Origin of the sequence: Allobosea sp. (assembly GCF_035944895.1) — a bacterium.
GTDB lineage: Bacteria > Pseudomonadota > Alphaproteobacteria > Rhizobiales > Beijerinckiaceae > Allobosea.
The window spans coordinates 1,299,715-1,322,325 of the sequence record NZ_DASZAT010000010.1; the positions used below are offsets into that span (position 1 = coordinate 1,299,715).

The 22,611-nt window shown below is 67.0% G+C and carries 19 protein-coding genes; 13 read left to right on the top strand and 6 right to left on the bottom strand.

Annotation, left to right across the window (positions count from 1 at the left end; translation table 11 throughout):
* Window positions 1–3 precede the first annotated feature (3 nt).
* The 4 genes from VGV58_RS21860 (at window position 4) to VGV58_RS21875 (ending at window position 6,221) form a co-directional block, all read left to right on the top strand.
* Window positions 4–2,529: a branched-chain amino acid ABC transporter ATP-binding protein/permease gene (locus VGV58_RS21860; protein WP_326876124.1), complete on the top strand. Its 2,526-nt coding sequence runs from the start codon at window positions 4–6 to the stop codon at window positions 2,527–2,529.
* Window positions 2,530–2,566: 37 nt separating this feature from the next.
* Complete coding sequence (locus VGV58_RS21865; RefSeq protein ID WP_326876125.1) at window positions 2,567–3,508, top strand: 3-hydroxyacyl-CoA dehydrogenase; 942 nt, start codon at window positions 2,567–2,569, stop codon at window positions 3,506–3,508.
* A 38-nt stretch (window positions 3,509–3,546) separates the two neighbouring features.
* Window positions 3,547–4,479 (top strand): 3,5-dioxohexanoate:acetyl-CoA acetone transferase, encoded by a 933-nt coding sequence (gene kce / locus VGV58_RS21870; RefSeq protein WP_152015621.1) that lies wholly within the window; start codon window positions 3,547–3,549, stop codon window positions 4,477–4,479.
* 98 nt (window positions 4,480–4,577) lie between these two features.
* Window positions 4,578–6,221 (top strand): Na+/H+ antiporter, encoded by a 1,644-nt coding sequence (locus tag VGV58_RS21875; RefSeq protein ID WP_326876126.1) that lies wholly within the window; start codon window positions 4,578–4,580, stop codon window positions 6,219–6,221.
* A gap of 9 nt (window positions 6,222–6,230) precedes the next feature.
* Here the strand turns inward: VGV58_RS21875 and tam are convergent, their stop codons facing one another.
* Both tam and VGV58_RS21885 read right to left on the bottom strand, forming a co-directional pair.
* Entirely contained in the window at window positions 6,231–7,013 is a 783-nt protein-coding gene (gene tam / locus VGV58_RS21880; protein WP_326876127.1) for a trans-aconitate 2-methyltransferase, read from the bottom strand.
* A 43-nt stretch (window positions 7,014–7,056) separates the two neighbouring features.
* Window positions 7,057–7,761 (bottom strand): SDR family oxidoreductase, encoded by a 705-nt coding sequence (locus VGV58_RS21885; RefSeq protein WP_326876128.1) that lies wholly within the window; start codon window positions 7,759–7,761, stop codon window positions 7,057–7,059.
* 131 nt (window positions 7,762–7,892) lie between these two features.
* Here VGV58_RS21885 and VGV58_RS21890 point away from each other — a divergent pair, with 131 nt between their 5' ends.
* Window positions 7,893–8,762 carry a LysR substrate-binding domain-containing protein gene (locus VGV58_RS21890; RefSeq protein ID WP_326876129.1) on the top strand — a complete coding sequence of 290 codons (870 nt, stop codon included), beginning with the start codon at window positions 7,893–7,895 and terminating at the stop codon, window positions 8,760–8,762.
* 44 nt (window positions 8,763–8,806) lie between these two features.
* Here the strand turns inward: VGV58_RS21890 and VGV58_RS21895 are convergent, their stop codons facing one another.
* Together VGV58_RS21895 and VGV58_RS21900 are read right to left on the bottom strand one after the other, a co-directional pair.
* Window positions 8,807–9,937 carry an aminotransferase class I/II-fold pyridoxal phosphate-dependent enzyme gene (locus tag VGV58_RS21895; RefSeq protein ID WP_326876130.1) on the bottom strand — a complete coding sequence of 377 codons (1,131 nt, stop codon included), beginning with the start codon at window positions 9,935–9,937 and terminating at the stop codon, window positions 8,807–8,809.
* Window positions 9,934–11,109, bottom strand: a complete 1,176-nt coding sequence (locus tag VGV58_RS21900) for an amidohydrolase (RefSeq protein ID WP_326876131.1) — start codon at window positions 11,107–11,109, stop codon at window positions 9,934–9,936. Before VGV58_RS21900 ends, VGV58_RS21895 begins: the two co-directional genes overlap by 4 nt.
* 68 nt (window positions 11,110–11,177) lie before the next feature.
* Here VGV58_RS21900 and VGV58_RS21905 point away from each other — a divergent pair, with 68 nt between their 5' ends.
* Window positions 11,178–12,002, top strand: coding sequence for an AraC family ligand binding domain-containing protein (locus VGV58_RS21905; protein WP_326876132.1), 825 nt, complete (start codon window positions 11,178–11,180; stop codon window positions 12,000–12,002).
* Window positions 12,003–12,022: 20 nt separating this feature from the next.
* Window positions 12,023–12,895 carry an EamA family transporter gene (locus VGV58_RS21910; protein WP_326876133.1) on the top strand — a complete coding sequence of 291 codons (873 nt, stop codon included), beginning with the start codon at window positions 12,023–12,025 and terminating at the stop codon, window positions 12,893–12,895.
* A gap of 16 nt (window positions 12,896–12,911) precedes the next feature.
* Here VGV58_RS21910 and VGV58_RS21915 read toward each other — a convergent pair whose 3' ends face one another.
* Window positions 12,912–13,622: an outer membrane protein gene (locus VGV58_RS21915; protein WP_326876135.1), complete on the bottom strand. Its 711-nt coding sequence runs from the start codon at window positions 13,620–13,622 to the stop codon at window positions 12,912–12,914.
* Window positions 13,623–13,831: 209 nt separating this feature from the next.
* On the opposite strand from VGV58_RS21915, the gene VGV58_RS21920 reads away from it, so the two are divergent.
* The 4 genes from VGV58_RS21920 to VGV58_RS21935 all read left to right on the top strand — a co-directional run bounded on the left by VGV58_RS21920 (window position 13,832) and on the right by VGV58_RS21935 (window position 17,266).
* Complete coding sequence (locus tag VGV58_RS21920) at window positions 13,832–14,857, top strand: YihY/virulence factor BrkB family protein (protein WP_326876136.1); 1,026 nt, start codon at window positions 13,832–13,834, stop codon at window positions 14,855–14,857.
* 107 nt (window positions 14,858–14,964) lie between these two features.
* The gene (locus tag VGV58_RS21925) at window positions 14,965–15,336 is read left to right on the top strand and encodes a DUF423 domain-containing protein (protein WP_326876137.1); all 372 of its coding nucleotides are present in this window, start codon (window positions 14,965–14,967) and stop codon (window positions 15,334–15,336) included.
* Between the two features lie 89 nt (window positions 15,337–15,425).
* Window positions 15,426–16,322: an acetylglutamate kinase gene (gene argB, locus VGV58_RS21930; protein ID WP_326876138.1), complete on the top strand. Its 897-nt coding sequence runs from the start codon at window positions 15,426–15,428 to the stop codon at window positions 16,320–16,322.
* A gap of 188 nt (window positions 16,323–16,510) precedes the next feature.
* Window positions 16,511–17,266, top strand: coding sequence for a pyrimidine 5'-nucleotidase (locus VGV58_RS21935; protein WP_326876139.1), 756 nt, complete (start codon window positions 16,511–16,513; stop codon window positions 17,264–17,266).
* 129 nt (window positions 17,267–17,395) lie between these two features.
* Here the strand turns inward: VGV58_RS21935 and VGV58_RS21940 are convergent, their stop codons facing one another.
* Window positions 17,396–18,730 (bottom strand): 8-oxoguanine deaminase, encoded by a 1,335-nt coding sequence (locus VGV58_RS21940; protein WP_326876140.1) that lies wholly within the window; start codon window positions 18,728–18,730, stop codon window positions 17,396–17,398.
* Between the two features lie 272 nt (window positions 18,731–19,002).
* On the opposite strand from VGV58_RS21940, the gene VGV58_RS21945 reads away from it, so the two are divergent.
* Both VGV58_RS21945 and VGV58_RS21950 read left to right on the top strand, forming a co-directional pair.
* Complete coding sequence (locus VGV58_RS21945; protein ID WP_326876141.1) at window positions 19,003–20,595, top strand: ABC transporter substrate-binding protein; 1,593 nt, start codon at window positions 19,003–19,005, stop codon at window positions 20,593–20,595.
* Window positions 20,596–20,742: 147 nt separating this feature from the next.
* Window positions 20,743–22,359 (top strand): ABC transporter substrate-binding protein, encoded by a 1,617-nt coding sequence (locus VGV58_RS21950; protein WP_326876142.1) that lies wholly within the window; start codon window positions 20,743–20,745, stop codon window positions 22,357–22,359.
* The last annotated feature ends 252 nt before the right edge of the window (window positions 22,360–22,611 follow it).

Sequence of the window (22,611 nt, forward strand, 5' to 3'; positions counted from 1 at the left end):
GACATGACCAGCTCCCAGCGCGACTATCTCCCGCTCGCCTTCGCCGCCCTCGGTCTCGCCATCCTGCCCTCGCTGATGCACGCGGTCGGGCTCGGCACCACCTCGGCCACCGAAGTCGTCGTCTTCGCCATCGCCTGCATGGCGCTCAACGTGCTGGTCGGCACGACGGGCCTGGTCTCCTTCGGCCATGGCGCCTGGTTCGGCATTGCCGCCTATGCCGCCGGCCTGATCCAGCGCAACTGGCTGCCCGGCCAGTTCGCCTTGCCGATCCTGCTCGCGGTCGCCCTCGTCGCCGTCATCGCCTTCGCCTTCGGCGCGCTGATCCTGCGCCGTCGCGGCGTCTATTTCTCGCTGCTGACGCTGGCGCTCGCCGCCATGATCTATTCGGTCGCTTTCCGCTGGACCTCGGTCACCGGCGGCGAGGATGGTCTGGGCGGCATCAAGCGCCCGCTCTTCGCCGGCATCGATTTCGAGATCGCCCTGCCCTTCTATGTGCTGGTCGCGACGATCGGTTTCGGAGTCGTCTACGGGCTCTGGCGTTTCCATCGCTCGCCGGTCGGTACCGTCCTCGTCGCCATCCGCGAGAACGAGCAGCGCGCCCGCTTCCTCGGCTATGCCACCACCCGCTACAAGCTCGTCGCCTTTACCGTCTCGGCGGCGCTGACCGGCCTTGCCGGCACGCTCCTCCTCTTCAACAACCGCATGACCTCGGCCGAGCCGATCTCGGTCGCCTTCTCCGGCGAATTGCTGGCGATGGTGGTGATCGGCGGCATGCGCTCCTTCCTCGGCCCGGCGCTGGGTGCGCTCTTCTTCGTCGTCTTCCGCGACCTGCTCTCCAGCGTCACCGAGAACTGGCTGTTCTGGTTCGGCCTGCTCTTCGTCGCCTTCATCGTGTTCTCGCCCGATGGTCTCGTCGGCGTCGGCCAGCGCCTGCTGAAGCCTTTCCGCAAGCAGGCGGCCGAGGATGCAGCGATGTCGGCCCGCAAGGCCGGCGCGGTCGAACTCCCCGCCTTCATGAAGCCGGCTGACGCGAGCGACGGCACCATCCTGACCGCGACCGGGCTCGCCAAAAGCTTCGGCGGCATCAAGGCGGTCGAGAACGTCGACTTGCGCATGCGCGACCGCAAGCTGCATGCACTGATCGGCCCGAACGGCGCCGGCAAGACCACCGCCTTCAACCTGATCTCCGGCATGTTCGCGCCCGATCGCGGCGAAGTCCGCCTGCGCGAGCGCAATGTCGCCGGCCTCTCGCCCGAGGCGATCACCCGGGCCGGCATCGGCCGCGCCTTCCAGATCACCAACCTCTTCCCGGCGCTCTCCGTCGCCGAGAATGTCCGCCTCGCCGTGCAGGCGCGGGCGCCGGAGCGCTTCGGGCTTTGGCAGGCAGCCGGCGGCCTCGATCAGGTCAATGACGAGACCCGCCAGGTCATCTCGACCATGGGCCTCTCCGGCATCGAACAGGCGGAGGCCGGCTCGCTCAGCTATGGCGGCCAGCGCCTGCTCGACATGTCGCTTGCCCTCGCCACCAGCCCACGCGTGCTCCTGCTCGACGAGCCGCTCGCCGGCCTCGCCGCGGCCGAGCGCGAGCGCGTCGGCAACCTGATCAAGTCGATCTCGACCGATCTGCCGGTGCTGCTGGTCGAGCACGACATCGACCGCGTCTTCGCCATCGCCGACCATGTCACGGTGATGAACGAGGGCTCGGTGCTGGTCGACGGCACGGTCGAGGACGCCCGCTCCTCGCCCAAGGTGCAGGAGGTCTATATCGGCTCTGGCGCCCATGCGCTGGCCGAGAAGCCGCGCGAGAGCGCCGCCGGCGACAAGGTGCTGCTCGGCCTCGACAAGGTCGACACCTTCTACGGCAAGAGCCACATCCTGCGTGATGTCAGCTTCGGCGTGCACGAGAACGAGATCGTCGCCTTGCTCGGCCGCAACGGCGCCGGCAAGTCGACCTTGCTCAAGACCATCACCGGCATCGCCCCGCCTGCTTCCGGTTCGATCAGCCTTGCCGGCGACGACATCGCCCGCCTGCCGCCGGCGCAGATCGCCCGCGCCGGCATCGCCTATGTCCCGCAGGGGCGCGGCCTCTTCGCCGGCATGAGCGTCAAGGACAATATGGAGCTCGGGCGCCTGCGCCGCCGCACCGGCAACGGCACCCACTGGAAGGACGAGAAGATCTTCTCCTTCTTCCCGCGCATTCGCGAGCGCTGGCAGTCGCCGGCCGACTATCTCTCCGGTGGCGAGCAGCAGATGGTCGCCGTGGCTCGCGCCCTCTCCGGTGACACCAAGGTGCTCCTGCTCGACGAGCCCTTCGAGGGCCTGGCGCCGGCCGTGGTCGAGGAGTTGTTCGAGGCCTTCGACAAGCTCCGCAAGGAGATCGCCATCGTCATCGTCGACCACCATCTCGACCTGGCACTGGCACTCTCCGACCGCACCGTCGTGCTCGAACGCGGCCAGGTCACCCATATCGGCCCATCCCGCGCCCTCAGCCAGGATCTTGCGCTGCGGCGGCAGGTGCTGTGGCTGTGAACGAGCTTTCTTCTTCGACTGCCATGGACAGGATCGCATGACCAAGATCGCCATCGTCGGCTCGGGCCTGATCGGCCGCGCCTGGGCCACCGTCTTCGCCAGCCATGGCTTCGAGGTCGCGCTGCACGATGTGAAGCCGGAGGCCGCCAAGGCCGCCCGCGTCCATATCGGCAAGAACCTCCGGGAACTCGCCGGCCACGGCCTGGTCGATGATCCCGCGGGCTCGCTCGCCCGCATCCGTGTCGCCAAGGATCTCGCCGATGCGCTGAAGGGCGTCGCGCTGGTCCAGGAGAATGGACCAGAGATGGTCGAGGCCAAGCGCGAGCTCTTCGCGCAGATGGACGCGCTCGCGCCGGCCTCGGCGATCCTGGCCTCCTCGACCTCGTTCATCATGGCCTCGACTTTCTCGGAAGAGCTGAAGGGCCGCGCCCGCTGCCTCGTCGCCCATCCGGTCAACCCGCCGCATCTGGTCCCGATCGTCGAACTCGCCCCGGCGCCCTGGACCGATCCCAAGATCGTCGCCAAGGCCAAGCGCATCTACGAGCAGGCCGGCCAGGTCGCGATCATGCTGCGCAAGGAAAAGCCCGGCTTCGTGCTCAACCGGCTGCAGGCCGTGCTGCTGGCCGAGGCCTTCCGCCTCGTCGGCGAGGGCGTCGCCAGCGCCGAGGACGTCGACAAGACCATCCGCGACGGGCTTGGTCTGCGCTGGTCCTTCATGGGGCCGTTCGAGACGATCGAACTCAATGCGCCGGGCGGGATCCCCGACTACTGTTCGCGCTATTCCGAGTCGCTCGACCGCATGGTCAAATCCTCCGAGGGGCTCGGCAACCCGTTCAAGCCGGAGACGGTCGCCGAAGTGATGCGCGAGTGGCGCGGCGCGCAGGAAGCCGGCCGCGTCAAGCGCCTCAGCGACTGGCGCGACAGCCGCCTTGCCGCCTTGCAGGCGCATAAGCGCGCGGCAAAGCGCAAGCCGGCGTGAGTTTCGAAGATTAGGGATCAGCGAAGGACTTAGATCGCATGGCCAAGAACCGCAAAGTCATCATCACCTGCGCCGTCACCGGCGCGATCCATACGCCCTCGATGTCGCCCTATCTGCCGGTGACACCGGAGGAGATCATCGATGCCGCCGTCGGCGCGGCCGAGGCCGGCGCAGCTTTGGTCCATGTCCATGCCCGCAACCCGAAGACCGGCCAGCCCGACCAGTCGCCGGAGGCCTTCGAGCCCTTCCTCAAGGTGATCAAGCAGCGCTCGAACTGCGTCATCAACATCACCACCGGCGGCGCCCCGACCATGCTGGTCGAGGAACGGCTGCAGCCCTGCGCCCATTTCAAGCCCGAGGTCGCCTCGCTCAACATGGGCTCGATGAATTTCGGGCTCTACCCGATGCTGAATCGCTTCAAGGAGTTCAAGCATGACTGGGAGCGGCCCTATCTCGAAGGCTCGAACGATCGCGTCTTCAAGAACACCTTCAAGGACATCGAGAACATCCTGACCACCTGCGCCGAGAACGGCACCCGCTTCGAGATCGAGTGCTACGATATCGGCCATCTCTACACGCTGGCGCATTTCGTCGATCGCGGGCTGGTGAAGCCGCCCTTCTTCGTCCAGTCGGTCTTCGGCCTGCTGGGCGGCATCGGCCCGCATCCCGAGGACGTCGCCCATATGAAGCGCACGGCCGACCGGCTCTTCGGCGACGACTATCACTGGTCGGTGCTCGGCGCCGGCCGCCACCAACTCCCGATCGCGGCGATGGCGGTCGCGATGGGCGGAAACTTACGCGTCGGCCTCGAGGATTCGCTCTGGCTCGGCCCCGGCCAGCTCGCCAAGTCGAATGCCGACCAGGTCCGCGCCGCCCGCAAGATCATCGAGGGCCTCGGCCTGGAGATCGCAACGCCGGACGATGCCCGCGAACAGCTCCAGCTCAAGGGCGCCGACAAGGTCGCGTTCTGAAATGGCTTGCACCCGCCTCCGGTGAGCTTGGCTCATCGGAGGCCGGACGATAAACCTCGCGGCCGACCCCAGAGCGAACCAGGCCGGCCGCGTACTCAATGCAGATCTTCACCTTCATCCTGATCCTGGTCATGGCGGTGGTAGCCTCGCAGCCGCTGACCCGGCTGCTCAGGATCATCCCGCTGCCGATCGTCCAGATCGCGCTCGGCGCCGCCCTGGCCTGGCCGACCGCCGGCTTCCATCGCCATATCGAGCCGGAGCTCTTCCTCCTGCTCTTCATCGCCCCGCTGCTCTTCGCCGATGCCTGGGAGGCGCCGAAGCGCGAATACCGCAAGCTGCTGCGGCCGATCCTGTCGCTCGCCATCGGCCTGGTCTTCTTCACGACCCTCTTCGGCGGCCTTGCCCTGCACTGGCTGGTGCCGGCCATGCCGCTGCCCGTCGCCTTCGCGCTCGCCGCCGTGCTCTCGCCGACGGACGCAGTCGCGGTCTCCGCCATCGTCGACAAGGAGACCGTGCCGAAGAACCTGATGCATGTGCTGGAGGGGGAATCGCTCCTCAACGACGCCACGGGTCTGGTGATCTTCCGCTTTGCCACCATCGCAGCGCTGACCGGCAGCTTCTCGCTCTGGCAGGCTTCGCTCGCCTTCCTCTTCGCCGTCGCCGGCGGCATCGCCGCCGGGCTGCTCGCGGTCGTGCTCGTCTCCTGGGTCTTGAAGCTGCTGGCGAAATTCGACCGGATCGCACCGGAAGCACAGGTGCTGGTCATCATGTTCCTGCCCTTCGCCGCCTTCCTCGCAGCGGAAGCCATCCACGCCTCCGGCGTGCTCGCCGCCGTGGTCGCTGGCTTCACCGTCGGGCGCACACGCACCGCCAACCAGCTCAGCGTCTCCGCCTACATGCTCGCTCACTCCTTCTGGACGATGCTCGCCTTCCTGCTGAACGGCGCGATCTTCGTGCTGCTCGGCCTGCAATTGCCAGCGATCATCCGCACCGTTCCGCCGGCGCTCATCGACACGCACTGGCTCTGGCAACCGCTCGGCATCATCATCGCGCTGACGCTCTGCCTGATCGTCCTGCGCTATTCCTGGATTTCGATCGCGCTCGGGCTGGGCCGCCTTGTCAGCCGGCTCCTGCACCTGCCGGTGATTCAGGCCAACGCACGTGTTCGCCTCGCCGGCTCGATCGCCGGCGTGCGCGGAGCCGTCACGCTCGCCGGCGTGCTGTCCTTGCCGGTGTTCGCGCTCGACGGCTCACCCTTTCCGGGGCGCGATGTCGCGATCTTCCTGGCCGCCGGCGTGATTCTGCTCTGGCTGGCGATCGCCAGCCTCGGCCTGCCGCCAATCGTACGCGGGCTGGCAGCCGGCCATGGCGCCGCGCAAGCCATCGAGCTGCGGCGGGCGCGGATCGCTGCGACGGAGGCCGCGATCACCCGCCTGGAGGGCGTCGCCCATCGCGGCGGCACCGACGGTGCTGCGACCGTTGACCAGGCAGTGGCGGAGGGACTGATCGCGACCTATCGGCGCCGCCTTGCCCTGCTCGACGACGGCAAGACGCCGCGCGAGGAGGCGGTCGCGCTGCAGCGCTCGGAAAGCACCCTGCGGCAGACCGCTTTGGCGGCTGAGCGCGAGGCCTTGCGCGGCCTGCTCAGGAGTGGCGAGATCGACGATACGACCTTCAACGCGCTGGCGCACGAACTCGTCCTGCACGATGTGCTGGCCGAGTCGAAGGCTGGGTCGCACTGACCGCTGGCTCTATCCCCGCACCGCCAGGATGAACAGGCGCGGAAAGCGCAGCAGTACCTTGCCGTCCGGCTCGAGCGGATAAGCCCTGGCGATCTTCGCGCGATAGCTGGCGAGGAACGCCTCGTGCTCCCCGGCCGGAAGTGGGTCGATATAGGGCTTGAGGCCCGTGCTCTTGAACCACTCGACGATCGCATCGTGGCCTGCGAGCGCATGGACATAGGTCGTCTGCCAGATATCGACCTCGCAGCCGGCTTCCATCAGCCAGCGCCGATAATCCGAGAACGAGCCGATCACCGCCTTCGAGGCCCGCGCATTGGCGAGACGAGCCGCCCATGGCCCTTCGGCCGCGGCTTCGTCCATCGAGACATGCGAGGGCTCGCTGAGATTGTTCGGCATCTGCACGGCGAGCACGCCGCCCGGCGCCAGTGATTGCGCCAGCCTTGCGAACAGGGCCGGGTGGTCGGGAATCCATTGCAGCGCCGCATTGGCGAAGATCAGGTCGTAGCGGCCCTCCGCCGACCAGCTCTCCAGATCGGCCAGCGTGAAGGAGAGCTGCGGCAGGCGCTTGCGCGCCTTCTCCAGCATGTCCGGCGAGGAATCGAGCCCCTCGACGGCCGCATTCGGGAATCGGGCGGCGACCAGCTCGGTACTGTTGCCCGGCCCGCAGCCGAGATCGATGCAGCGCTGCGGATCGGTGAGGCGCACACGCTGGATCAGGTCGAGCGGCGGCCGCGTCCGCTCGTCCTCGAAGCGCAGATACTGGTTCGCATCCCAGTCGACCTTGCCCGCCATCGCGCCTGCTCCGTCCATGCAATCGGAGCGACGGCGTACGCCTCTACAGCGAGCGCATCAAGCCGCCGTCGACGCGCAGGTTCTGGCCGGTGATGTAGCCGGCACCCTCCGAGGCGAGGAAGGCGATCGTCGCGGCGATCTCCTCGCTGGTGCCGTAGCGCTGCATCGGCACGCCGGCGCGACGCTCCTCGGTCTGGGGCAGCGAGTCGATCCAGCCGGGCAGGACATTGTTCATCCGCACGTTCTGCGCCGCATACTGGTCGGCGAAGAGCTTGGTGTAGGCGGCAAGCCCGGCCCGGAACACTGCCGAGGTCGGGAAATTGGCGGCCGGCTCGAAGGCCCAGGCGGTCGAGATGTTGATGATCGCCCCCGACTTCTGCGCCGCCATCACCGGCGCGACCAGCCGGGTCGGCCGGATCACGTTCATCAGATAGACGTCGAGCCCGGTATGCCACTGCTCGTCGGTGATCTCGGTGATCGGCGCGCGCGGGCCATGGCCGGCGCTGTTGACCAGCACGTCGATGCGGCCGAAGCGTGCCATCGTCTCCTCGACCAGGCGCTTCAGGTCGTCGTTCGACTGGTTCGAGCCGGTGACGCCGAAGCCGCCGAGCTCCTTGGCCAGCGCCTCGCCCTTGCCGGAGGAGGACAGGATCGCGACCTTGAACCCGTCCTGCGCCAGCCGCTTCGCCGCGGCCGCGCCCATGCCGCTGCCGCCAGCGGTGACGATAGCGACTTTTTCTCCTGCCATGGGACGCTCCATCTTTCGGCCAAAGGCGTAGAGGCGCTAACAGCTGCGCCACTCGTTCTCGCCTTTCTCGCATTAGACCCATAAACTCGCCAGCCAGTTGGTCAGCGTCATATCGATAGAAAAACTACTGCATGACCGAGCCGCAACAGCGCCTGCCTTCGCTCAACGCGCTGCGCGCCTTCGAGGCGGCGGCGCGGCATCTCAATTTCCGCGCCGCGGCCGATGAGCTCGGCGTCACCCAGGGCGCGGTCGCCCAGCATGTCCGCGGCCTCGAAAGCGAGCTCGGCCTGAAGCTGTTCGAACGCCAACCGCGCCTGCTCGCCTTGACCAGCGCGGGCCGCAGCTATGCGACCCATGTCGCCCGCGCCTTCGCCTTGCTCGCCGAGGCGACCGACACTCTTCGCCCGCAGCCCTTGCGCCTGACGATCAGCGCCACGCCGAGCATCGCGGCGAAATGGCTGGTGCCGCGCTTGCCAGCCTTCACCGCCGCGCATCCGCAACTCGAGCTCAACATTCTCGCCAGCGACGCACTGGCGAACTTCCAGTCGGATGGCGTCGACATCGCGATCCGCCAGGGCCGCCCGCCCTTCGGCCCCGGCCTGACCGCCGACCTGCTGTTCGAGCACGAGATCGTCGCAGTCAGCCAGTCCGCTATGCACGCTGACGAGGAGGAGCTGGCGCGCCTGCCGCTGCTGCGCGACGGGCATGATCTCTGGCCGGAATTCTTCGAGCGCGCTCTGGGGCGCCCCATGCCTCTGACGATCCGCAGCACGCGCTTCAACCAGACCGCGCTCGCCATCGATGCGGCGATCGCCGGTCAGGGCATCGCACTCGCCAGCCGCTTCCTGGTCGAGCCGGACCTCGCTGCCGGCCGCCTCGCGCTGGCGACGCAAGCCAGCATGCGCGGCGGCCTCGATTTCTACGTGGTCAGCGCCCGCAAGCCGCGGCACGCCGAGCAGGCAGCGCAGGTCAGAGCCTGGTTGTTAGCCCAGCGGGGCTGAGCCAGGCGATCAGCCGGCCGTGCGCCGCGACGCTCTTCCTGACCTCAGCCCGTCTCGGCGAACGCCGTCGCCAGCGCGGCGGCGGCTTCGTCGAGCTCGGCCGTCTCATGCGCAGCGCTGACCTGCAGGCGCAGCCGCGCCTCGCCCTGCGCCACGATCGGGAAGGCAACCGCAGGGGCGAAGACGCCCGCCCGGGTCAGGCGCGTGGTCATCGCCCGCGCCCGCTCCTCGCCGCCCACCTTCACGGCCGTGATCGCGCTGTCGCTGTCATGGCAGGCGAGCGCATAGAAGCGCAGCGCCTCGCGCAAATGGGCGACATTGCGCCAGAGCCGCTCGCGGGGCGAAGGATCGTCGCGGCAGATCTTCAGCGCCGTCAGCGCCGTCGCAGCGTTCGCCGTCGTCATCCCCATGGTGAAGATCCAGCTGCGCGACTTGCCCTTCAGCGTCTCGATCAGCGCGCGCGGCCCGGCGACGAAGCCGCCGCTGGCCCCGCCCAGCGCCTTCGACAGCGAGCCGGTCAGCAGCATGTCCGCCGCGCCATTGGCGAGCCCGCAGAGCGGCGCGGTGCCGGTGCCGCCGGGCCCGACCACGCCAGTCGCATGCGCCTCGTCGATCATCAGCAGCGCATCGAATTCGCGCGCCAGCGCCTGGATCTCCGGCAATGGCGCCGCGCCGCCCTCCATGCTGAAGATGCCGTCGGTGACGATCAGCCTGCGCTTCGCCCGTCTTGTCCCCTCCAGCGCCCGGCGGAGGCCAGCGACATTGCGGTTCTCATAGGTCTCGACCTCGGCCCGGCTGAGGCGACAGCCATCGATGATGCTGGCATGGTTCAGCCGGTCGGAGATGATGACGTCGCCGGCCCCGACCAGGGTCGTCAGCACCCCGCCATTGGCGCTGCCGCCGGAGGAGAACAGCGCCACCGCCTCGACGCCGAGGAAGGAAGCGAGGTTCTCCGCCAGCGCCTCGTGCAGCGGCGTGGTCGCGAAGACCGGGTAGATCCCGGTCCCGCTGCCATAGAGCCGCAAGGCCTCGTTGGTCGCCGCCAGCACGCGCTCATCGGTCGAGAGGCCGAGATAATCGTTGGCGCCGAGCATGATTGTATCGACGCCGTCGAGCAGGATGCGCCCGCCGCAGCGGCGTTCGATCACCCGGCGGGTGGGGACATGCGCGTTCATGGCGTGGCCTTCGGCAGCGCGCCGGCGACGAGGTTCTGCCAGTAGCGCAGGACGTGCGGAACGATGCCGTCGTTGAAGACGTAACGGTCGCCGTGCAGGCCCTCGCCGGGGCCGACCTCGCCGGCGCCGATCCAGGCATAGCAACCGCCTGCAGCCCGGATCATGAAGGCAAAGTCCTCGCAGCCCAGGCTCGGCTTGAACTCGGCCATGACATTCTCCGGCCCGACCGCCACAGCGGCTGCCCGCGCCGCCAGCGCCGCCGCCTCGGCGGTGTTGATCACCGGCGGGTAGCCGCGCTTGTAGTCGAGCGTCGCGCTGACGCCATGCGAGGCGGCGACACCCTGCGCGATCTCGCCGATCAGCCGCTCGCACAGGTCCGACAGCGCCGGGTCGAAGAAGCGGCAGGTGCCCTGCAGCCAGACCTCTTTCGGCACGATGTTGCCGACATTGCCGCCATGGACCTGCGTCAGGCTGACGACGATCGGCGTCTGCGGATCGACGGCGCGCGAGACGATGCGCTGCACGCTCTGGATGAAGGCACCGGCGGCAAGGATCGGATCGTCGCCGAGATGCGGCATCGCGACATGGGCGCCGAGCCCGGAGAAGCGCAGCTCGAAATTATCGACCGCCGCCATCTGAGCGCCGGCGCGAGCCGCGATCGTGCCGAAGGGCACGCCCGGCCAGTTGTGCACGGCATAGACGGCCTCGACCGGGAAGCGCTCGAAAAGCCCGGCCTCGATCATCTTCATGCTGCCACCCTCGTTCTCCTCGGCCGGCTGGAAGATGAAATGCACGGTGCCGTCGAAATCCGCGGTCTCGCTGAGCAGCTTGGCCGCCCCGAGCAGCATGGCGCTGTGGCCGTCATGGCCGCAGGCATGCATCACGCCGTCCTTTTTCGAGGCGTAGGGCAGGCCAGTGCGCTCGACCACCGGCAGCGCATCGAGCTCGGCGCGCAGGCCGATGGCGCGCTTGCCGGAACCCGAGCGCAGCGTACCGACCACGCCGGTGCCGCCGATCCCCTCCTGCACCTCAAGGCCGAAGGAGCGCAGCTTGTCAGCGACGAAGCGGGCGGTCTCCACTTCCTGGAAGCCGAGCTCGGGATTGGCGTGGATGTGATGGCGCCAGGCGACGACCTCTGGCGTCAGCCTGGCGATCGGGTCATTGTGCAGCATGGTTCTCTCCTGTCCGTGTCCCAGGATTAGGAGAGCGGGCCGGGCAGCGTCTTGAACCAGATTGACCGATGAGTGAGCCGCGACAGGAAAGTCAGGCGTTCTGGCGCCACGCCGCCTTCCGCGAGCTCGGCCTGCTCGCGGCGCGCTTCCGCGAGCATCGCTATGACCGCCACACCCATGAAGGCTATGTCATCGCGCTGATCACCGAGGGCTGCGAGCGCGTCCGCGTCGGCAGGCAGGAGGTGCTGGCGCCGGCCGGCTCGGTGCTCATCGTCAATCCCGAGGAATGGCACGATGGCGAGGCCGGCGCCGAACAGGGCTGGGCATACCGCACCTTCTATCCCTCGACCGCGCTGCTCTCCGAGATCGCAGCCGAGCTTGGGCAAGCGCAGGCGCCGCTGTTCCCGCAGGCGCTGCTCGACGATCCCGAACTCTCCCGCCTGCTCGCCGCCGCCCATGCCGAATCGACTTCGTCGGATGCGACCCGCGCCGAAGCTTCCCTGCTGACCGCGTTGCGCCGCCTGATCCTGCAGCATGGCGACGCCAGCCGGCCGGCCGAACCGCTCGATCGCTCAGGCGCGAAACGCCGCTTCGCGCGCTATGAGGAGGTGATCGACGACAATCTCGCCGACGAGCTCGACCTGCAGGCGCTCGCCGCAGCTGCCGGCGTCACCCGCTTCCAGGTCATCCGCGATTTCAAGAAGCTGACAGGCTCGACGCCGGCCATCTTCATCCGCGACCGCCGCCTGCGCCGCGCCAACCGTTTGATCCACGAAGGCGCCAGCCTGGCCGACGCCGCCTTCGCCGCCGGCTTTGCCGACCAGAGCCATCTCTCGCGCAGCTTCCGGGCCGTGCACGGCATCACGCCCGGCATGTTCCGCAGGGCAGGCTGAGCACTCTTCTGCAAGCGTCGATGAAACCGCGTCACCTCCTGCTCGCGCTCGTGATCGTCTTCTTCTGGGGCGTCAATTTCGCGATCATCAAGCTCGGCCTGCGCCAGATCTCGCCGCTCGGCCTCGGCGTCATTCGCTTTGTCCTCGCGGCTTTCCCGTGGATCTTCTTCATCAGACGGCCGCCGATTCCGCTCGCGTCGCTGGCGCTCTACAGCCTGCTCATCTTCGCGCTGCAGTTCGGCTTCCTCTTCACTGGCATGAAGGTCGGCGTCAGCGCCGGCCTGGCCTCGCTGGTCATGCAGCTGCAGGTCTTCTTCACCATCGGCTTTGCCGTGCTCTTCCTCGCCGAGCGGCCGACGCGCTGGCAGCTCCTGGGAGCGCTTTTCGCCTTCGGCGGCATCGGCGTCGTCGCGGCGAACCTCGGCGGCGACGTCACGCTCGCCGGCCTGTCGCTGCTGATCCTGGGCGCGATGGCCTGGGGTGGCGGCAACATCGTCTCGCGCGTCATCTCGATGCGCCATGGCGCGATCAACGTGCTCGGCCTGGTCTGCTGGGGCAGCCTGTTCGCCGCGCCGCCCCTGCTGGCGGTGGCGCTGATCCTCGACCCGCAGGGTCTGGCCGCCAGCTTCGCCGGACTCGATTGGACCTCGCTCGGCGCGATCGCCTATCTCGTCTACATCTCGACCCTGTTCTGCTTCGGGGCCTGGAGCCTGTTGCTGGCGCTCTATCCCGTGGCGACCGTAGCGCCCTTCACGCTGCTCGTCCCGGTCTTCGGCTTCCTCGGCTCGGCGGCCCTGCTCGGCGAGGCCATCCAGCCCTGGAAGCTCCTGGCCTCAGCCCTGATCATCGCCGGCCTCATCCTCAACGTCTTCGGCCAGCGCCTGTTCAGGTGAACAGCGGCCGCCGTGATCAGAACTTGTAGGCGAGGCTGGCGCGCACCGCATGCGCCGACGGCTCGTGCTCGACCGTGCGGCCAAGATAGGCGCCGGCCCCGACATGGTCGAAGCGGCCATAATCCGTATAGCGATAGTCGACGCCGAGAATGACATTGTCGGTCAGGGCGTAGTCGACGCCGCCGCCGACCGTCCAGCCGGTCTTCGAGGCGCTGATCGTCTCGCTCAGGCCTGCGAGCGGGCTGACATAGGCATATTCGAGCTTGGTGAAGGCGACACCGCCGGTGGCGTAGATCATGATCCGGTCGAGGCTGTAGCCAAGGCGCGCGCGTACCGAGCCCTGCCAGTCCTGCCGGACCCGGACGGTGCCACCGAGATCGCCCTTCCCTTCATGGCCGTTCATGCCCTCGATGTCGCCCTCGACGCCAACAACGATCGAACCGAGCTGGTAGTTGAAGCCGACACGGGCGCCGCCGATGAAGGAGGACGGGCTGTAGTCGAAGGAGCGGCCGAGCGGCACGCGGCCGACGCTGGCGAATTCGCTCGCCCGGTCGGAGCCCCAGGAATAGCCGACCTGGCCGCCGAGATAGAGGCCGGTCCAGTTGTAGAAGGTCGGCAGCTCCGGCGCCGGCGGCAAGACGCCCCTGCCACGCAGATCGGCTGCCAGGGAGGCTCCGGCGCTGAACAGGGCGATGGCAGCGACTGCAGCTTTCAGCAGGGTCTTCATCGAATTCTCGGGCTCGTAAAGCGGCAACGTCCCGGCGGGACCCGGGCCAGCGCCGCGATGGCGTCAGGAGCGCGATTATGAAAATGTTAAGGTTAATGAACCGCTAAGCAGCCTCCTCGCCGGCGTCACTCTGGAACGAAAACGCCCGTCACGACGTTGGCAAAACCGCAGAGCGATCTACGATCGGCTGCCCCTCGACCGGAGCGCGCATGGCCTATTTCAAGCGACTGACGGGCGCCGCCGGGCTTGTCGCAATGGCCGCCGGCTATGTTCATGGCCTGGTCTCGCGACGGATCGGCGAGCCCTTGCACCAGGCGAGGCGCGGGCGCGGGGCCAGGAGCCCGATCACCCTGCCCTGGCGCGGCTGGAAGGACGTGCTGGCGCGCTTCAGCGCCCGCATCCAGGAAGCGCGCGTGCTCTCGCTCGCCGGCGCCGTCGCCTTCTTCACCCTGCTCTCGCTGGTGCCGGCTTTGTCGCTGCTGGTGACGCTCTACGGCATGCTGTCCGACCCGGCGACGATCGTCGGCCAGCTCGACGAGGTCACCATCCTCTTCCCTGAAGCTGCCCGCGAGCTCATTCGCGAGCAGGCGGTGCGGCTGTCGAGCCATGACGCCGCCAATCTCTCGCTGACCTTCCTGATCGGCTTTCTCGTCGCGATCTGGAGCGCCAATGCCGCGATGAAGGCGGTCTTCGACGCGCTCAACATCATCTACGGCGTGCGCGAGCGCCGCGGTTTCATCCGCCTCAATCTGGTCTCGCTGGCAACGACGCTGAGCGCCCTGGTCGTGCTGATCATGGCGCTTGTCCTGATCGCCAGCCTGCCGGTGGTCACCGCGTTCTTCCCCTTCGGCCACGAGCTGGAGGTCCTGGTCCGCTGGCTGCGCTGGCCTGCCTTCTTCCTCGTCGGCATCACCGCGATCGGCTGCCTCTACTGGATCGGCCCGAGCCGCAAGCCGCCGCGCTTTGCCTGGGTGCTGCCCGGCGCCATCGCTGCCGCCCTGCTCTGGGTCGCGACCTCCATCGGTTTCTCGTTCTATGTCAGCACGCTCGGCCGCTACACCGCGACCTATGGCTCGCTCGCCACCATCGTCGTGTTCATGACCTGGCTCTGGCTTTCGGCGACGATCGTGCTCTCCGGCGCCGAGCTCAACGCCGAGCTGGAACACCAGAGCCGCCATGGCTCGGCCCCGGCGCCTGTCACGCAACTCAGCCGCAACCCGCCGGACGGACGCTGAACCGGAGCTGGAGCACGATGCCACAGCCGCGGGCGCTTGACCTTGCGCGCAGTCGCGGCATCTGTTCGTCGGCAGGCTAGGCCTCGCGCCCACAAGACGGACCCATCATGATCACCGCGACCCGCATCCACCTCACCATCGCCATGCTGATGGGGCTCTCCGGCGTGACGCTGCTCGCGGCCGGCACGCATTCCGGCGCTTCCGACAATGTCCAGATCGCCGGGCAGATGCTGCTCTTCCACGCCCCTGCGGTGATCGCAGCCTGCGCCGCGCGTCGCGCCGAATTGCTCGCCGACTGGCCGGCGCGGCTCGCAATCTCGCTGCTGATCCTCGGCGTCGTGCTCTTCGCGACCGATCTCACAGTGCGCGGCTTCCATGGTGAGCGGCTCTTCCTCGGCGCCGCTCCCGCCGGCGGCTTCATGATGCTCGGCGGCTGGCTCGGGCTCGCCCTTGCAGCTCTGTTCTCCAAGCGCGCCTGACCGGCATCGGCACGCTTTCACAGCCCCCTATCTTCCGCTAGAACGCGGCGCGGCGCGGCTGCCTCCCTGCGCCTTCGCGGAGCCTGCCGATGAACGCCCCACACAATCTCACGCCCTCGCAAGCCGCCGATCTGCTCGTCCAGGCGCTGCCGCACATGCAGCGCTATGACCAGGAGGTGATCGTCATCAAGTATGGCGGCAACGCCATGGGTGACGCTGCCACCGCCGAGGATTTCGCCGAGGATGTAGTGCTGCTTGAGCAGTCCGGCTTGAAGCCGGTGGTCTGCCATGGCGGCGGCCCGCAGATCGCCCGCATGCTGGAGAAGCTCGGCATCAAGTCTGAGTTCAAGCAGGGCCTGCGTGTCACCGACGCCGCGACCGTCGACGTGGTCGAGATGGTCCTGGCCGGCTCGGTCAACAAGGAGATCGTCGGCTACATCTCGCGCGAGGGCGGCAAGGCGATCGGCCTCTGCGGCAAGGACGGCAACATGGTGCTCGCCAGAAAGGCGACCCGCACCATCGTCGATCCCGATTCGAAGATCGAGCAGGTGCTCGATCTCGGCTTCGTCGGCGAGCCCGAGACGGTCGACACCACCGTGCTCAAGGCGATCCTGAAGGAAGAGCTGATCCCGGTGCTGGCGCCGGTCTGCGCCGCCGCCGACGGCCAGACCTACAATGTCAACGCCGACACCTTCGCCGGCGCGATCGCCGGTGCCCTCAACGCCAAGCGGCTGCTGCTGCTCACCGACGTGCCGGGCGTACTCGACAAGGACAAGAAGCTGATCCCCGAGCTCACCATCGAGCAGTGCCGGCGGCTGATCGCCGACGGCACCATCTCCGGCGGCATGATCCCGAAGATCGAGACCTGCATCTACGCGCTGGAGAAGGGCGTCGAGGCCGTCGTCATCCTCGACGGCAAGGTCCCGCATGCGGCGCTGATCGAGCTCTTCACCGATACAGGTTCGGGCACGATCATCCGGAAGTGACGCCAGCCGTCATTCTCGGGCGAAGCGAAGCGCAGACCCGAGAATCTCTGGACGAGAAGGCGCCGGCCGGCGCCTCTTCCGGCCTGAGTTGCTCGGGTCAAGCCCGAGCTGACGGAGTACTTCGCCGTCGCAAGGACTTTGCAAGCATCTTGCATGTCATGATGGCGCCCCCCACATGACATGCCCCGATGAACCAGAATGCACCAATCACCGCCGCCACCCCGCTCCTGCCGGAGCAGGCGGCATTCGGCCATGTCGACCACTGGATCTTCGACCTCGACAACACGCTCTACTCGCACGAGGCGCAGGTCTGGCCGCAGGTCAATGAGCGGATCAGCCTCTATCTGCTCCATCTGTTCGGGCTCGACGGCCTCTCGGCGCAGCAGCTGCGCCGCTATTACTACGAGCGCTACGGCACGACGCTGAACGGGCTGATGTCGGAACACGGTGTCGATCCCGACGACTTCCTCGCCTTCGCCCATGACATTGACCTCACGCTGCTCGATCCCAATCCTGATCTCGGCGCAGCGATCGCCGCCCTGCCCGGCCGCAAGCTGATCCTGACCAATGGCTCACGCGGCCATGCCGAGAACGTCGCCGGCAAGCTCGGGATCCTCCAGCATTTCGAGGACATCTTCGACATCGTCGAGGCCGGCTTCCTGCCCAAGCCCGAGCGCGCGACCTATGAGAACTTCCTCGCCAAGCACGCGGTCGATCCCGCTCGCGCCGCGATGTTCGAGGACATCGACAAGAACCTGATCGTGCCGAACGACCTCGGCATGAAGACGGTGCTGATCGTGCCGCGCACGACCGATCCCTTCCGTGATGCCTCGGAGCAGGCGGTGGTCGAAGCCGCCCACGTCCATTTCGTCACCGATGACCTGACCGGCTTCCTGAAACCGCTGGTCAGATCCGAAGCTTCGTCTCTACCCATTTCCAGATAAGTGAAGTCATCCCGGGCGACCGCAGGGAGACCCGGGATCCATTCCGGAACCTTTCCGATTGGCGTTCCGGAATGGCTCCCGGATCGGCGCCGCTGACGCGGCTTGTCCGGGATGACACCCATAGAGGGTTCAGGCGTAACGCTCCGCCGCAAGCCCGTGGGCGCGGCGTAGCGAAGCAATATCGAGCCCCGGGATCGCCCCGTCGATCACCCGCCAGCGCCCGCCGACCATGACGCGATCGGCCCGATTGGCGCCACACAGCACCAGCGCCGCAATCGGGTCATGCGCGCCCGAGAAACGCAATTCGTCGAGCCTGTAGAGCGCAAGATCGCCCTGCATCCCGACGGCGATCCGGCCGATATCGGAACGCCCGAGGCAGCGGGCCGAGCCCTCGCTCGCCCAGCGGATCGTGTCCCGCGCCGTCACCGCGCTGGCGCTCTTGTAATGCAGCCGATTGACCAGCAGCGCGTGACGCAACTCCTCCATCAGGTTCGAGCCGTCATTGCTGGCCGACCCGTCAACGCCGAGCCCGACCGGTGCTCCAGCCGCTTCCAGCTCGCGCGTCTTGCAGAAGCCCGAGGCGAGCACGCCGTTCGAGGTCGGGCAATGGCAGACGCCGACGCCGGCCTTGCCGAGCCGCTCGCATTCCTCGCAGGAAAAGTGGATGCCGTGCGCCAGCCAGGTCTTCGGCCGCATCCAGCCGGCTTCCTCCAGCAGGTCGAGCGGGCGCTTGCCATAGACCTCCCGGCAATAGGCGTCCTCGTCCTCGGTCTCGGCGAGATGGGTATGCAGCGGCGCATCGAAGCGCGTCGCCAGCTCGGCCGAGGCCGCCATCAGCGAGGTCGTCACCGAGAAGGGCGAGCAGGGCGCCAGCGCGATCTGCACCATGCTGCCCGGCTTGGGATCATGGAACAGGCCGAGCACCCGCTCGCAATCGGCGAGGATCGTGTCCTCGTCCTGCACGACCTCGTCGGGCGGCAGGCCGCCATCCTTCTGCGACAGGTTCATCGAGCCGCGCGAGATGGTGACGCGGATGCCGAGCGCCCGCGCCTCCTCGACGGCGATGTCGACCGCGTTCTCCAGCCCGGCCGGATAGAGATAGTGATGGTCGGCCGCCGTGGTGCAGCCCGACAGCATCAGCTCGACCAGCGCGGCGCGTACCGCCAGGCGCAGGTCCTCGGGTCGCAGGCGCGCCCAGAGCGGGTAGAGCGCCTTCAGCCAGGGGAAGAGCTCGCGGTCGATCGCCGCGGGATGGGCGCGGGTCAGCGTCTGGTAGAAATGGTGATGAGTATTGATGAGCCCGGGCAGCACGACATGGCCGGAGGCGTCGAAGCTCTCGGTCACTGGCAGCGCCGGATAGGCTCCGCTCGCGACAAGCTCGACGATCACCCCGTCTTCGACCACGATTCCGCCCCCGGCATTTTCGGCGAGGATGGCGATCGGGTTCCTGATCCAGATGCGCATGGCGGGTCCGGCGCTCAGTGATTCCTTTGCAAGGACATAGGCTTACGTGACAGCGAAGGCCAGCCCCGCAGCCTGGATCTTCCGGATGAGGTTTTTGCGTGCTCCCGCGCAGGAACACACGCCCAGGGTGAGCAGCTGGCAGCTGTTCGCGCCTGCCAGTTTTCAATAAGCTGTTGGCAAGGCGGCCGGCGGAATTTCCTCCGCGAGGCTTCCGGTCCAACAGGGGAAAACGTTCGCCTTGCGAGGCGAAGCGTGGCTCAAGGAGAGATCCCATGAAGAAACTGTTGCTGGCGACGCTGTCGGCCTCGGCGCTGATGGCGGCGCAGCCGCTGGCGGCCAAGACGCTGGTCTACTGCTCGGAAGGCAGCCCGGAGAATTTCGCGCCGAGCGTCAACACCACCGGCACGTCCTTCGACGCCAACACCCAGATCTACGACACCGTGGTCCAGTTCGAGCGCGGCGGCGTCAAGGTCCAGCCGGCCCTGGCGGAGAAGTGGGACGTCTCGCCTGATGGCCTGACCTACACGCTGCACCTGCGCAAGAACGTGAAGTGGCATTCGAACAAGAACTTCAAGCCGACGCGGAACTTCAACGCCGACGACGTGATGTTCATGTTCGAGCGGCAGTGGAAGGAGGCGCACCCCTATTACAAGGTGACCAGCTCGAACCACTCCTACTTCAACGACATGGGCATGCCCAAGCTGCTGAAGTCCGTCGAGAAGGTCGACGACTACACCGTCAAGATCACGCTGAACCAGCCCGAGGCGCCCTTCCTCGCCGACCTCGCCATGCAATATGCCGGCGTGCAGTCGAAGGAATACGCCGATGCGATGCTGAAGGCCGGTACGCCCGAGAAGCTCGACCAGGAGCCTGTCGGCACCGGCGCGTTCTATCTGGTGCAGTACCAGAAGGACGCGATCATCCGCTACAAGGCCTTCCCCGACTATTGGGCCGGCAAGGCCAAGATCGACGACCTGATCTTCGCGATCACGCCTGACGCCTCGGTGCGCTGGGCCAAGCTGCAGAAGGGCGAATGCCATGTCATGCCCTATCCGAACCCGGCCGATCTCGACGCCATCAAGAAGGACGCCAATGTCCAGATCCTCGAGCAGCCTGGCCTGAACATCGGCTATCTCGCCTACAACACCACCAAGAAGCCCTTCGACGACGTCAAGGTCCGCCGCGCCGTCAACAAGGCGATCAACAAGAAGGCGATCATCGACGCGGTCTATCTCACCAGCGGCGTCGCGGCGACCAACCCGATCCCGCCGACGATGTGGTCCTATAACGAGACCATCAAGGACGATCCCTTCGATCCGGAAGCCGCCAAGAAGGAGCTGGCCGAAGCCGGCTATCCGAACGGCCTGGAGATCGACCTCTGGGCGATGCCGGTGCAGCGCCCCTACAACCCCAACGCCAAGCGCATCGCCGAATTGATGCAGGCCGATCTCGCCAAGGTCGGTATCAAGGCCGAGATCAAGACCTTCGAATGGGGCGAGTACCGCAAGCGCCTGCAGGCGGGCGAGCACCAGACCGGCATGTTCGGCTGGACCGGCGACAATGGCGATCCGGACAACTTCCTGCACACGCTGCTCGGCTGCGACGCGGCCAAGAACAATGGCGGCAACGTCGCCAAGTTCTGCTTCCAGCCCTTCGACGAACTGGTGACCAAGGCCAAGACGATCACCGACCAGGCCGAGCGCGAGAAGCTCTACCGGCAGGCGCAGGTGATCTTCAAGGAGCAGGCGCCCTGGTTCACCATCGCCCATGCCGTCCAGCTCAAGCCAGTCCGCAAGGAAGTGGTCGACTTCAAGCTCTCGCCGTTCGGCCGCCACGTCTTCTACGGCGTCGACATCGGCAAGTGAGCGGATCCATCATCCGCGCCGGCCACCGGCACGGATGATGCTTGCCAACCGGCGTGGCCCGAACGGGCCGCGCCTCCCGGGCCGGAAGACGACGGAGCATGAGGCTTCGCGCCCGATCCGGCCACTGCCTGCCCCTGAGAGATCGCCATGACCCGATCCGCCCGCCCCCTCGCTCTGGCCCTCGGCCTTGGCGCCCTGCTGCTGCCCGCCATCGCCAGCGCCCAGGCGCTCGTCGTCTGCACGGAAGCCAGTCCCGACTTCCTCAACCCGCAGTTCAGCAGCCAGAACACCGCCTATGACGTGGCGGCGCAGGTCTATGAGCGCCTGACGGCGACGCAGCGCGGCGGCTCGCAGATCATCCCGAGCCTGGCCGAGGCCTGGACGATCTCGGACGACGCGCTGAGCTACACCTTCAAGCTGCGCAAGGGCGTGAAATGGCACGCCAGCAAGAGCTTCACGCCGACGCGCGAGTTCAATGCCGACGACGTGCTGTTCTCGTTCAACCGCATGCTCGACCCGAACCACCCCTATGCCAAGGTCGGCAGCGGCAATTTCCAGTTCTTCGGCGAGATCGTGAAGCCGAGCCTCAAGGCGGTCGAGAAGGTCGACGACTACACCGTCAGGATCGTCCTGACCAAGCCGAACGCCCCCCTGCTCTCGGCGCTCTCGGTCGAGCCGATGTCGATCCTCTCGGCCGAATATGCGGCAGCGATGAGCAAGGCCGGCACGCCCGAGCAGATCGACTTCGCCCCGATCGGCACCGGCCCGTTCTCGCTGCTCTCCTACCAGAAGGACGCGGTGATCCGCTTCAAGGCGGTGCCGGACCACTGGACCAAGGCCGCTGGCGACCGCGACCGCATGGCGCTGGTCAACGACCTGATCTTCGTGATCACCCCCGACGCCTCCGTCCGCTTTGCCAAGGTCCGCTCGGGCGAGTGCCAGATCGCGCGCTATCCCAATCCCGGCGACCTTGCCGCGATGAAGACCGAACCGACCATCAACGTCCTGCAGGGCAGCATCGCCGATCAGAGCTTCCTCGCCTTCAACCAGCAGAAGAAGCCCTTCGGCGACAAGCGCGTGCGCGAGGCATTGGCCTACGCCACCAACATCCCGGCGATCATCGACGCCGTCTATCAGGGCACCGGCAAGCCGACCGCCTCGGCGGTTCCGCCCTCGCTCTGGTCGCATGATGCCGACCTCAAGCCGCGCCCCTACGATCCCGACAAGGCCAAGGCGCTGCTCAAGGAGGCCGGCTATCCCGATGGCTTCGAGACGACGCTCTGGGCCATCCCGGTCGTGCGCGCCTATATGCCGAACGGCCGGCGCGCCGCCGAGCTGATCCAGGCCGACTGGGCCAGGATCGGCGTCAAGGCGACGATCCAGACCTTCGAATGGGGCGAATACCTCAAGCGCGGCCGCGCCGGCGAGCACGAGGTCGGCATGTTCGGCTACACCTGGGACTATCCCGATCCGAGCCAGATCCTGTTGACCGGCTGGACCTGCGAGGGTGTGGCGACCGGCGCCAACCGGGCGCGCTGGTGCAACAAGGAGGCCTCTGACGCTCTCGCCAAGGCCAGCACGATCACCGACCAGGCCGAGCGCAGCAAACTCTACAAGCGTTTCCAGGAAATCTTCCACGAAGATGTCGCCGGCCTGCTCTTCGCCAACGCCCAGGCTTTCACGCCGGTGCGCAAAGAGGTGAAGGACTACAAGATCCACTTCTTCGGCGGGCAGCCATTCGTCGGCGTCTCGATCGGCAAATAAAACTCTGCGTCAAATAATCCCGGCGCCGGCATGGCAATCATTGCTTTGCCGGCGCTAGTCTTATTCCTAATGTTGCGCCGCACAATGCCGGCGTTTTTCGAGTCTTGCGCCAAACCCAGGCGCCAATCCCTGCCTTCGGCTCAGAAATCCACCGATTTTGTTGCCGCATTCTTGATCTTTGCGGCGTTCTGGTGTTTGCGCTGCGCCGGAATTCGAATTTGAATAAGATCACAAGGCAGGCCGCCGCGCGAC